Source organism: Streptomyces sp. NPDC002671, assembly GCF_053592475.1.
The window spans coordinates 416,478-425,894 of the sequence record NZ_JBSFVU010000003.1 but is presented as its reverse complement, the minus strand read 5'-3'; the positions used below and the strand labels follow the sequence as shown (position 1 = coordinate 425,894).

10 protein-coding genes and 1 pseudogene are annotated in these 9,417 nt (G+C 73.8%); 5 read left to right on the top strand and 6 right to left on the bottom strand.

Annotation, left to right across the window (positions count from 1 at the left end):
• Positions 1 to 365, top strand: a pseudogene (locus tag ACWD35_RS06815) (hypothetical protein); the annotation flags it as partial.
• A 72-nt stretch (positions 366 to 437) separates the two neighbouring features.
• Here the strand turns inward: ACWD35_RS06815 and ACWD35_RS06810 are convergent.
• Genes ACWD35_RS06810 through ACWD35_RS06800 form a run of 3 tightly spaced genes read right to left on the bottom strand, consistent with a single transcriptional unit; the run spans position 438 to position 2,850 of the window.
• The gene (locus tag ACWD35_RS06810) at positions 438 to 1,304 is read right to left on the bottom strand and encodes a phosphatase PAP2 family protein (protein WP_451350057.1); all 867 of its coding nucleotides are present in this window, start codon (positions 1,302 to 1,304) and stop codon (positions 438 to 440) included.
• Positions 1,301 to 2,185 carry a polyphosphate polymerase domain-containing protein gene (locus tag ACWD35_RS06805; RefSeq protein ID WP_451350056.1) on the bottom strand — a complete coding sequence of 295 codons (885 nt, stop codon included), beginning with the start codon at positions 2,183 to 2,185 and terminating at the stop codon, positions 1,301 to 1,303. The genes ACWD35_RS06810 and ACWD35_RS06805 overlap by 4 nt, the downstream gene beginning before the upstream one ends.
• On the bottom strand, positions 2,182 to 2,850 hold the full coding sequence (locus tag ACWD35_RS06800; protein ID WP_451350055.1) for a DUF4956 domain-containing protein: 669 nt from the start codon (positions 2,848 to 2,850) through the stop codon (positions 2,182 to 2,184). Before ACWD35_RS06800 ends, ACWD35_RS06805 begins: the two co-directional genes overlap by 4 nt.
• Positions 2,851 to 3,001: 151 nt before the next feature.
• Here ACWD35_RS06800 and ACWD35_RS06795 point away from each other — a divergent pair, with 151 nt between their 5' ends.
• Together ACWD35_RS06795 and ACWD35_RS06790 are read left to right on the top strand one after the other, a co-directional pair.
• Positions 3,002 to 3,673 (top strand): response regulator transcription factor, encoded by a 672-nt coding sequence (locus tag ACWD35_RS06795; RefSeq protein ID WP_451350054.1) that lies wholly within the window; start codon positions 3,002 to 3,004, stop codon positions 3,671 to 3,673.
• Positions 3,670 to 5,043, top strand: a complete 1,374-nt coding sequence (locus ACWD35_RS06790; RefSeq protein WP_451350053.1) for an ATP-binding protein — start codon at positions 3,670 to 3,672, stop codon at positions 5,041 to 5,043. The genes ACWD35_RS06795 and ACWD35_RS06790 overlap by 4 nt, the downstream gene beginning before the upstream one ends.
• 27 nt (positions 5,044 to 5,070) lie before the next feature.
• On the opposite strand, the gene ACWD35_RS06785 is transcribed toward ACWD35_RS06790, so the two are convergent.
• Positions 5,071 to 6,219: an MFS transporter gene (locus tag ACWD35_RS06785; protein WP_451350084.1), complete on the bottom strand. Its 1,149-nt coding sequence runs from the start codon at positions 6,217 to 6,219 to the stop codon at positions 5,071 to 5,073.
• A gap of 67 nt (positions 6,220 to 6,286) precedes the next feature.
• Positions 6,287 to 7,123 (bottom strand): undecaprenyl-diphosphate phosphatase, encoded by an 837-nt coding sequence (locus ACWD35_RS06780; protein ID WP_451350052.1) that lies wholly within the window; start codon positions 7,121 to 7,123, stop codon positions 6,287 to 6,289.
• Positions 7,124 to 7,218: 95 nt separating this feature from the next.
• Between ACWD35_RS06780 and ACWD35_RS06775 the strand changes: the two genes are divergently transcribed.
• Complete coding sequence (locus ACWD35_RS06775) at positions 7,219 to 7,617, top strand: BlaI/MecI/CopY family transcriptional regulator (protein WP_451350051.1); 399 nt, start codon at positions 7,219 to 7,221, stop codon at positions 7,615 to 7,617.
• Between the two features lie 13 nt (positions 7,618 to 7,630).
• The gene (locus ACWD35_RS06770; RefSeq protein ID WP_451350050.1) at positions 7,631 to 8,620 is read left to right on the top strand and encodes a M56 family metallopeptidase; all 990 of its coding nucleotides are present in this window, start codon (positions 7,631 to 7,633) and stop codon (positions 8,618 to 8,620) included.
• A gap of 18 nt (positions 8,621 to 8,638) precedes the next feature.
• Here the strand turns inward: ACWD35_RS06770 and ACWD35_RS06765 are convergent, their stop codons facing one another.
• A complete protein-coding gene (locus ACWD35_RS06765) occupies positions 8,639 to 9,412 on the bottom strand; it encodes a VOC family protein (protein ID WP_451350049.1) in 774 nt (257 codons plus the stop codon).
• Between the last annotated feature and the right edge of the window lie 5 nt (positions 9,413 to 9,417).

The window sequence follows — 9,417 nt, the reverse complement described above, 5'->3', positions numbered from 1 at the left end:
GGCTCACCCGTGGCGTGGACCCTGACCACCTGGCGCAGGTCCTGGTCGCCGGACTCCCAGAGCGCGTGTACTCACCTCGGTCCTTCGTCCAGCGCAGGCTCATCGACAAGATGCCGCCCCTACCCGCCGCCCCCGAAACCCGCGCGCCCCACACCCTCATGGAATGCACCGACTGCGGCGTACCGGGACGCCCGGAGGCGCTGCCCGGCGGGCTCTGCAAGGGGTGCCGCAGCGGCAGCACAGGACAGGGACCCGTCTCCTTGCCTCCTCCGTCGAGCGTGACCCTCGCACCGGATGACATCCGCCGCCGCGCCGCAGGCATCCGCCGCACCCTCATCGGCGTACTGGCAACTTCTGAGCCATAGTTCAGCCCCGCACCGGCCACCAGGTGGGCAGCGGGTACGGGGCGTGCCGCCCGACGCGGCGTCCACAGTGGCTCAGTGCGCGGCGCTGTGGCCGTTCACCGCGAGTTCGTAGTCGCCGATCAGGTAGCCGAGGAGGCTGCCGGAGGTGAGGTCGGAGGTGACGTGGCCGGCCATGTAGAGGCGGGAGTAGAGGACCTCGTCCTGCATCCACGTGTACTCCGAGGCGCGCTGCGGGGCGAGCGCGCTGAGGAAGGTGACGGCCGCGGCGGCGCGGGCGGCGTGCCGGGAGGGGTAGGAGTACGGGCCCTTGGCGCCGGGCTTGATGTGCTTCTCGGGGCGCAGGCTCGGGTCGAGTACGAAGGGCGCGGGCTGCTTGTCCTTGGCGGCCACCTGGTCGCTGATGGTCTTGGCCAGCTTCAGGGCCGCCTTCAGCTGGACCTTCTCGGCCTTGCCCTGCGCGGCGGGGGCCAGTTCGCGCTGGTCGTGCAGGTACAGCTTCCAGATGTCCTTCTTGCCGTACAGCTCCAGCCAGCCGGCCGCCTTCTTCCCGGCGGCCGTGCGGGACTTGGCGAGCTGCTGCACCTGACGGAGTTCGGTGGCACGCTCCTTCGCGGTGGGCGGCGCGGGGATCTGCTGCGCGGCCCAGGCGGCGAACGCCTTGTCGTCGCGGGTGGTGCCGTGCGCGGCCGTCCACTTGGCGAACAGGGCGTCGGCCTGCCCCCGCTGCGCGGCGGCCTGCTTGCCGATCGGCGCGATCTGGGCGTCGGTGAAGAGCTTCGGCGGCGGGTTCTGCTGGACCCGCTTCGTCGCCCCGGGCTTCTTCGCGGTGGCGCTGCCGGCCGGTTCCGTCTGCGGGTGCAGCAGGCCGAAGGTGGCGGCGGCGACCGCGAGCAGCGCGATCACGGCGTAGGGCCATTTGATGTTGCGCAGGGCGTTCATGCGGCGGGGGTCCTTTCGAGGTGCGGTACGGCATACGCCTCGGTGGTGAAGTGCCTGCGGGCCAGGCGGCGTACGTCGTTGTCGGGCAGCCCGGGGGTGAGCAGCGACTGGCCGACGATGTACTTGCTCAGGGACACGGTCCGGCCGCCCAGGCTCAGCAGCAGCCGGTCGGCGGGGGCAGGCCTGGGGCCGCCCTTGGTCTCCACGAGCACGTGACCGGGGTCGAGCGCGGCGGTGCGGCCGGCGCGGTGGCAGGTGAGGTGGCCGTCGAGCGTGACGCGGGTGCCGTGGTCGAGGTCGGCGAGGGCCGCGCGGACGTAGCGGATCTCGGCGGCGGCGGACAGGGCGGCAGTGGTGTGCGGGACGCCCGCGGTGCGCAGGACGTCGTCGATGAACTCCTCGGCAGGAGCATCCAGTTGGCCGTACTCGTGGGCAGAGGCCTTGAGGGCGTGCTTGACCGTGGCCCCGCGGCCGTCCTTCGTCTTCACCTCCACCCGGCACAGCCCGTCCTCCGCGTACAGGCGGGTGCGGACCTTCCAGCGGCGCCGCCGCCCCTGGACGTGCGCGTGCCAGGCAGCCAGCTCCGGGGTGTCGAAGTACGTGCTGAGGTAGCTCGTCGTACGGCGTCCCGCCAGGTCGAGGACCCGGTGGCTGTCGGCGAGGGCGGCCACGAAGGCGCGGGCGCGGTCGAGGGGCAGCAGGTACTTGCGGTCGGTGCGGTGCTGGAGGGCCGCGGCGGCGTCGACCTCGGCGAGCGCGGCACCGCGCAGCGCGGACAGGCCGAGCGTGGTGGAGAAGGCGGGGGCGGAGGGGAGACCGGGCGCGGAGGTGACGGCGAGGGCCGGTGCCGGGGTGGCCGTGAGGGTAGGCGCCGGCGTCATGCCACCGTCACCTGCTCGCGGGGCTCCGGCTCCCGGTCGGGGGTGATCATCGGCTCGGCCGACGCTTCGTCCGGGTAGTGGGCGGAGACCCGGGTGGTCTCGCGGACGTAGTCGACCTCGTCCACGACGACCGAGAGCGGGGCCTGACCGAAGCGCAGGGCCACGTCCTGGGCGATCACCGAGGGGTCCGGGTAGATCCGGTCCAGGGTGAGCTTCACGATCCGGGTCGGCGGCTCGTACGAGCGGGGGTCGTCCACCAGCAGCACCGCCACCAGCACGACCGCGTTCAGGGCCACGACGAGCCAGTTCTCGCGGTGCGGGAGCCCGTTGCACAGGGCGATGACCAGCGTGACGAAGGTGTAGGCGACGTCGCGCAGCGTGAACGCCGCGCTGCGCAGCCGGACCAGCGAGAGGATGCCGAAGAGGCCGAAGCCGACCCCGGCCGGGAACTTGCCCGCGCTGATCATGCTCATCGCGGCGAAGAGCCCGATGTTCAGCGCGGTCAGGACCAGCGGCATCGCCGGTGCGCTGGGGCGGCGCCGGTAGAGCCGGCCGACCAGGACGAGCAGGGCTACGACATCGAGACTGCCGCGCGTGACGAGGTCCGACGGCGTGATGTGGGCGGTGATGCCCTTGGCGGCGAGCACCAGTACCGCTGTGTGCATGGCTGTCCCTTCCGTCACGGCATGGCGACGGCGGACCGGTCGCGGCCCGCGGAGCACCGCGACCTGAAGAAAGGTAGGGAAGTCACATGAACAGACCATGAAGGCTTCCGGCCGGTCCGTGGCGTGCGTCCGTCGGATTAGCCTCTCCGGTATGCACTGCCTGGTCGTCGACGACGAGACCCGCCTGACAGATCTGGTCGTCCGCTACCTGACCGAGTCCGGCCACACCGCCGAGGGCCGCTACGACGGGCCCTCCGGGCTCGCCGCCGCCCGTGACCCGCGCCTGGACGCTGTACTCCTGGACGTCATGCTGCCCGGTCTGGACGGGGTCGAGGTGTGCCGGACGCTGCGCGGTGAAGGCATCGACGTGCCCGTGATCCTGCTCACCGCGCGCGGTGCGATCAGCGAACGCGTGGCCGGGCTGGACGCCGGCGCCGACGACTACGTCGTGAAGCCGTTCGCCATGGAGGAGCTGCTGGCCCGGCTGCGGGCGATATCCCGGCGCCGCCCCGACCCCGTCGGCCGGCTCCAGGTCGGCGACCTGGTCCTGGACCCCGAGCGGCAGCGGGCCTGGCGGGCGGACACGGAGCTGGAGCTGTCCCGGCGCGAGTTCGCCGTCCTGCGCGTGCTGATGGAGAACGCGGGCCGGGTGGTGTCCCGGGTCCAGCTGCTGGACGAGGTGTGGGACGGCGAGGTCGACCTGCGCAGCAACGCCATCGACGTGCACGTGTCCAAGGTGCGCGCGAAGGTGGACCGGGCGTTCGACCGTACGACGATCACGACCCTGCGGGGCCGCGGCTACCGCCTGGAGCCGACCCCGTGAGCCTGCTCCGCCGGCTGCCGGCCTGGGTCGGGCGGCTGACCGTGGTGACCCGGCTGGTGCTGGCGGTCGCCGTGACGATGTCGCTGGTGCTGGCGGGCGCGGCGGGGCTGGTGTACTGGCGGGTGCAGGCCGCGCTGGACGGCCAGCTGGACGGTGACCTGGCGACGTACCAGCGCAGTCTCGACCACGCCGTCCGTGCGGGCACCGCGCTGCCGCCCGGCCCCGACGGCAGCCTGCACCAGGTGCTCGACGCGCGGGGCCGGGTGCTGACGTCCAGCGCGGCCGTCGGCCACGAGACGCTGCTGGCCCCGGCGGAACTCGCCGCCGCCGCCAAGGGCGCGACCGTCCGGCGGGACATCGGCTCGCTGCTGCCCATCACCCCGGACACACTGCGGCTCCAGGCGAAGCGGGTCACGGCCGCCGGGCAGCCGCGCGTCGTGATCGTCGCCGTACGGCGCGGTCACCGCGACGAGGCGCTGCGCGAACTCCTCGCCCAGCTGGGCCTCGCCTCGGGCCTGACCCTGATCGCGGCCTCGTACGTCGGCTACCGCACCGCCCGCGCGGCCCTGCGCCCGGTCGAGCGCTACCGCGCCGGCGCGGCCACGCTGGCCGACGGCGCCCAGAAGCTGCGGCTGGACGTGCCCGCCGACCGCGACGACGAGATCACCCGCCTCGGGCACACCCTGAACCGCATGCTCGACCGGCTGGAGGCCGCCGCCGCCCGCGAACACCGGTTCATCGCGGACGCCAGCCACGAGCTGCGCACCCCGCTGTCCCTGCTGCGCGCCGAACTCGACGTCGCCCTGCACCGCCCGCGCGGCGCCGAGGAGCTGACCGAGACCCTGCGCTCGGTGGACGCCGAGGTGCAGCGGCTGATCGACCTCTCCAACGCGCTGCTGGAGCTGGAGGAACTCGGCAGCACGGACCACGTGACCCGGGCGCCCGAGCCGCTCGCCGACCTGGTCGCCGCCGCCGTGGCCCCGCGGCGGCGCACCGCGGAGCAGGCCGGGCGGGCGCTGACCGTGGACGCCGCCCGTACGACGGTGGACGTCGACGCCCGCTGGCTGCGCCCGGCCATCGGCAACCTGGTCGACAACGCCCTGCGCCACGGCCGGGGGGCGGTCCGCCTCACGGCCACCGTCCAGGAGGGCCGGCTGAAGCTGTCCGTCGCGGACGAGGGACCCGGCTTCCCGCCGCACTTCCTGCCCCGCGCCTTCGACCGCTTCGCCCGCGCCGAGACGAGCCGCACCGGCGAGGGCTCCGGCCTCGGCCTCGCCTTCGTCCACGCGGTGGCCACCGCCCACGGCGGCACCGCCTACGCCATGAACACCGGGCAGGGGGCGACGGTCACCCTCGACCTGCCGTGCTGAGGCCGGTCGCAGCCGGTCAGGACTCGGTCAGGACCCGGACTCGCGCGCGGCTGCGCGGCGACCCGTGAACGCGATCACCGCCCCCACCCCCACAACCACCCCAAGCACCCCGAACCCATAGTTGAGCGTGGCCGCGGAGGCCACCGCAGCCACCAGCAACGGGCCGCCCGCGTCGCCCAGTTCGCGGCCGAGTTCGGCGGCGCCCATGGTCTGGCCGAGGCGTTCGGCGGGAGTGGCGGCGGCCAGGGCCGCGAAGCCGAGGGGGGTGATCAGGCCCGTGCCCGCGCCGATGACGGCGGCGCCGGTGAGGATGCCGGTCAGGCCCGGCAGCAGGGCGCATCCCAAGCCGACAGCGGTCAGCGACAGGCCCGCCGCCAGGCCCGTACGGGTCGTGAGGCGCCCCTCGTCGAGTGCGCGCCCGGCGCGTGGCTGGACGATGGCGGCGCAGGCGGCGAGGACGGACACCGCGGCACCGGTGGTCACGGTGCCGAGCCCGGCCGCCCGGCCGGAGACGGGCAGGAAGCCCACGCCGACCGAGAGGGCGGCGGTAGCCGCGGCCAGCGCGGCGGTCGGGGCGAGGAAGGCCGGGTCGGCGAGGCGCCGGGCGAGGTCGAGGACCGTCTGCCGTGACTTCGGCAGCGGCGGTACGACCGGCACGGCCAGCGCGGCCCACGCGGCGACCGCCGCGCCGAGCACCGCCAGCACCGCGAACAGCAGCCGCAGTCCCCCGGCCCACACCAGGACCCCGCCGAGCAGCGGACCGAGGGTGTAGCCGATCGACTTGTAGAAGCCGTAGCTGCCGAAGGCCCTGCCGTGCTTCGCGGCCGGGTTGAGCCGGGCCACCAGCGCGGACGCCGACGGGGAGAACGCGGAAGCCGCCGCGCCCTGGCCGAGCCGGGCGGCCCACAGCCAGCCGGGGCTGTCGGCGGCGACGTACACCGCGGACGCGGCGGCGAAGGCGACCAGGCCGCCGAGCAGCACGGGCCGGGCGCCGATCCGGTCGGCGAGGGTGCCGAACACCGGCTTGAGCAGCACCTCGGCGCCGTCGTACAGGGCGAGCAGGCCGCCCAGCACCATCAGGGAGGTGACCGCGTTCGCGGAGTGGCCGCCGAGGTTCGCGGCGATGCCGTGCGCGCCGAAGGCCGTGGTGAACCCGGCCGCGTACAGCGGCCACATCCGCCGGTCCCCGCCCACCTGGCGCGTCATGTCTGCTCCTCCTGGACTACGGGCGGTCGCCGGCGCGTCAGGCGTTGAGTACACCCGTGGCCAGCAGCCCGAGCAGTCCCACGCCGATGATGATGCGGTAGATCACGAAGGAGTTGAAGGAGTGCTTGGCGACGAACCTCAGCAGCCAGGCGATGGAGGCGTACGCGACGACGAAGGAGACCGCCGTGCCGACGGCCAGCGGGGCGACGCCCACGCCCGCGCCCACGGCGTCCTTCAGCTCGTAGATACCGGCGCCCGTCAGGGCCGGGATGCCGAGGAAGAAGGAGAGGCGGGTGGCGGCGACACGGTCGAGGTCCAGGATCAGCGCCGTCGACATGGTCGCGCCCGAGCGGGAGAAGCCCGGGAAGAGCAGGGCCAGGATCTGCGAGCAGCCGACCAGCATCGCGTCCTTGAACGTCGTGTCGTCCTCACCGCGCTTGTGCCGGCCCATCTGGTCGGCCGCCCACATCACCACGGAGCCGCCGATCAGCGACCCGGCGACCACCCACAGGGAGGCGAGCGGGCCCTCGATCAGCGGCTTCGCGGCCAGACCCACGACGACGATCGGGATGGTGGCGTAGATGACCCACCAGGCGAACTTGTAGTCGTGGTGGTGGCGCTCCTCGCGGTCGGTCAGGCCGCGGAACCATGCGGAAACGATCCGCTTGATGTCCTTGAAGAAGTAGACCAGCACGGCGGCGATCGCGCCGACCTGGATGACGGCGGTGAACCCGACGACGGACTCGTCGTCGACGGGTATGTCCATGAGCCCCTCGGTGATCTTGAGGTGGCCGGTGGAGGACACGGGGAGGAACTCTGTCACCCCCTCGACGACTCCGAGGACGACGGCCTGACCGATGCTGATAGCGCTCATGGGCGATCCAATGGCTACACTCGGGAGAGAGCTTTTACACGGGCGTAAAAGTTCTACACGACTGTAGAAGACAGAGCGGGAGAACGACAAACCCCATGGGAGCCGGCACACACGGGCAGGGGTCGACGTGGTCGAAGCGGCCGAACGGCGCCCGCGAGACCGAGATCCTCGGCCTGCTGCAAGAGGCCGAGGGCGCGCTGACCCCGGGCGAGGTGGCCGAACGCCTCGGTGGCGAGCTGACGTACAGCAGCGTGGTCACCATCCTGACCCGCATGCACACCAAGGGCCTGCTCACCCGTGCCCCGCGCGGCCGGGCGTACGCCTACGCCCCCGTCACCGACGACGCCGGCTTCGCCGCTCGCCGCATGCGCACCGTGCTGGACGAGCGCCCCGACCGCGAGGCCGTACTGGCGCGCTTCGCCGACACCCTGTCCGACGCGGACGCCGACCTGCTGCGCCAGCTGCTCGGCCCCGAGCCGGGCGCCGACGGGTAACGGGGGCCGCGCGATGCACCTCGCCGTCTACATACCCCTGCTGCTCACGCTCCTCGCCCCGCTCGTCGCCCGCCCGCTCTCCGAACGCTGCGAGCCGCGCCTGGCGACCTGGCTGCTCACCGGCTCGTCCCTGATCCTCGGCACGGCGAGCACGGTCTCCCTCGGCATGCTCGCCGTCACCGGTCTGATCCGCATCCCCCAGCTCGCCGCCCTCGGACAGTGGTCGGCCGCCTCCGCACAGCGCGACGCCCCCGCCGAGCTGTCCGTGGCCCTGCTGGCCGGGCTGCTGCTGGGCGGCGCCGTCATCGCCGCCGCGCACCTGCTGTGGCGGCGCGCCCGCACCCTCGCCGCCGCCGCGCTGGACGCCGCCTGCATGCCGGCCCACGACGGCCTGGTCGTCGTCGAGGACGAGGCGCCCGACGCCTACGCGCTGCCCGGCCTGCCCGGCCGGATCGTCGTCTCCACCGGCATGCTGCACACCCTGGACGAGTCCGAGCACGGCATCCTGCTCGCCCACGAGCGCGCCCATCTGGCCGCCCATCACTACGCGTTCGTCGCGCTCGCCCAGCTCGGCGCCGCCGCCAACCCGCTGCTGCGCCCGCTCGCCAGCGCCGTCACCTACACGATCGAGCGCTGGGCCGACGAGAACGCCGCCGGCGCCACCGGCGACCGCCGCCGCGTCGCCCGCACCGTCGGCAAGGCCGCGCTCGCCGCCCACCGCGCGCCCGCCCTCGCCCGCGCCGCCGCCGCGCTCGGCATCCGGGGCGGCGCCCTGGGCGGCACCGGCAGCCGCGGCCTCCTCGCCCGGCTCGGCCGGCGCGGCCCGCTCGCCTCGGCCGGGCCCGTCCCGCGCCGGGTCGCCGCCCTGCTCGCCCCGCCGCTGGGCCGCCGCCCCGCACTTACGGCCGCGACCGTGGCGATCTGCGCGACGGCGACCATGGCCACGGTGCATGCCGCGCACGACCTCCACCTGCTGCTGGTGAATGTGGGCGCCTGGAAGTGAGCTTCAGGCCGGCAGGCGTCAGCCCTGCCGCGGATTCGGCTTCAGTACGGCGAACACCGCCTCCGCCGGGTCGGCCAGCCAGGCGATGCGTCCGACGTCGGGCACGTCCGCGGCCGGCATGATCACCGTGCCGCCGTTGTTCCGCACCGCCGCGACGACGGCGTCCGCGTCGGCCACGGCGAAGTACGGCACCCAGCTGGCCTCGTGCTGCGGGTCCTGGAGCGGGGCCACGCCACCGAAGGAACCCTCCTGCTGGTCGCCGTCCCTGATGCTGAGGACCCGGTACGTCATCCCGGGCGCCGACATCTCCTGGGAGCGCCAGCCGAACAGCCCGGCGTAGAAGCGGATCGCCGCCTCCGGGTCGGCGGTGTGCAGTTCCACCCACACCAGCGCGTTGTCCTCGGACGCCTTCTCCAGGCCCATCATGGCCTGCGCGACCGCGAACTTGGCGCCCTGCGGGTCGGTGAACTGGGCCATCTTGCCCTCGCCCATGCTCATCGGCTCGACCCGCACCGTGCCCCCGCCGTCGGCCACGTCGCGCGCGGTCGCGTCGGCGTCGTCGGTCCGGAAGTACGTCGTCCAGGCCGAGGCCGCTCCCTCCTCGGTCAGCCGTCCGAGGGCGGCGACGGTCTTCCCGTCCTTCTGGAAGAACCCGTAGCCGCCCGCCTCGGGACCGAGGGAGACGTACTGCCACTCGAAGACGGCGCCGTAGAAGGCGGCGGCCCGGTCCGTGTCCGGGCTGCCCAGGTCGACCCAGACGGGCGAGCCGTGGCGGAATGCGGTGCCGAGCATGCGTG

What these genes read in the sequence shown, in the direction of transcription:
- ACWD35_RS06810 (WP_451350057.1), bottom strand. Translation starts at nt 1,304, where the DNA reads ATGAACGCCCTGCGCAACATCAAATGGCCCTACGCCGTGATCGCGCTG.
- ACWD35_RS06805 (WP_451350056.1), bottom strand. Translation starts at nt 2,185, where the DNA reads ATGACGCCGGCGCCTACCCTCACGGCCACCCCGGCACCGGCCCTCGCC.
- ACWD35_RS06800 (WP_451350055.1), bottom strand. Translation starts at nt 2,850, where the DNA reads ATGCACACAGCGGTACTGGTGCTCGCCGCCAAGGGCATCACCGCCCAC.
- ACWD35_RS06795 (WP_451350054.1), top strand. Translation starts at nt 3,002, where the DNA reads ATGCACTGCCTGGTCGTCGACGACGAGACCCGCCTGACAGATCTGGTC.
- ACWD35_RS06785 (WP_451350084.1), bottom strand. Translation starts at nt 6,219, where the DNA reads ATGTGGCCGCTGTACGCGGCCGGGTTCACCACGGCCTTCGGCGCGCAC.
- ACWD35_RS06780 (WP_451350052.1), bottom strand. Translation starts at nt 7,123, where the DNA reads ATGAGCGCTATCAGCATCGGTCAGGCCGTCGTCCTCGGAGTCGTCGAG.
- ACWD35_RS06775 (WP_451350051.1), top strand. Translation starts at nt 7,219, where the DNA reads ATGGGAGCCGGCACACACGGGCAGGGGTCGACGTGGTCGAAGCGGCCG.
- ACWD35_RS06770 (WP_451350050.1), top strand. Translation starts at nt 7,631, where the DNA reads ATGCACCTCGCCGTCTACATACCCCTGCTGCTCACGCTCCTCGCCCCG.
- ACWD35_RS06765 (WP_451350049.1), bottom strand. Translation starts at nt 9,412, where the DNA reads ATGCTCGGCACCGCATTCCGCCACGGCTCGCCCGTCTGGGTCGACCTG.